The 722-nt window shown below is 61.8% G+C and carries 1 protein-coding gene; it reads right to left on the bottom strand.

Features of this window, described 5'->3' with window-relative positions; genetic code table 11:
- Positions 1–722: EF-Tu C-terminal domain-related protein (locus AC3WOH_RS34845; RefSeq protein ID WP_492233895.1), on the bottom strand; the 722-nt coding region annotated here is incomplete at both ends.

The following is a 722-nucleotide window of genomic DNA, read 5'->3' as shown; positions in this document are numbered from 1 at the left end:
ATCAGCTTGACGGTGATCGACACGTTGTCGCCTGGCATGACCATTTCCTTGTCCGCTGGCAGCTCGATCGCGCCGGTGACGTCGGTCGTGCGGAAGTAGAACTGAGGACGGTAGTTGTTGAAGAACGGCGTGTGGCGGCCGCCTTCGTCCTTGCTCAGCACATACACTTCAGCCGTGAAGTGGGTGTGGGGCTTGATCGAGCCGGGCTTGCACAGCACTTGGCCGCGTTCCACGTCTTCGCGCTTGGTGCCGCGCAGCAGCAGACCGACGTTGTCGCCAGCCTGGCCTTGGTCCAGCAGCTTGCGGAACATTTCCACGCCGGTGCAGGTGGTCTTGACGGTGTCCTTGATACCGACGATTTCGATTTCTTCGCCGACCTTGACCACGCCACGCTCGATACGACCGGTCACCACGGTGCCGCGGCCGGAGATCGAGAACACGTCTTCCACGGGCATCAGGAAGGAGCCGTCCACAGCGCGCTCTGGCGTGGGGATGTAGGTGTCCAGCGCTTCAGCCAGCTTCATGATGGCTTCTTCGCCCAGGGCGCCCTTGTCGCCTTCCAGGGCCAGCTTGGCCGAGCCGCGCACGATGGGGGTGTCGTCGCCTGGGAAGTTGTACTTGTCCAGGAGTTCGCGCACTTCCATTTCGACGAGCTCGAGCAGCTCTTCGTCGTCCACCATGTCGCACTTGTTCAGGAACACGATGATGTAAGGCACGCCCAC

The sequence above is a fragment of the Acidovorax sp. FW305-C-20-28 genome (assembly GCF_058783375.1).
This window is presented reverse-complemented; position numbering and strand designations above follow the sequence as displayed.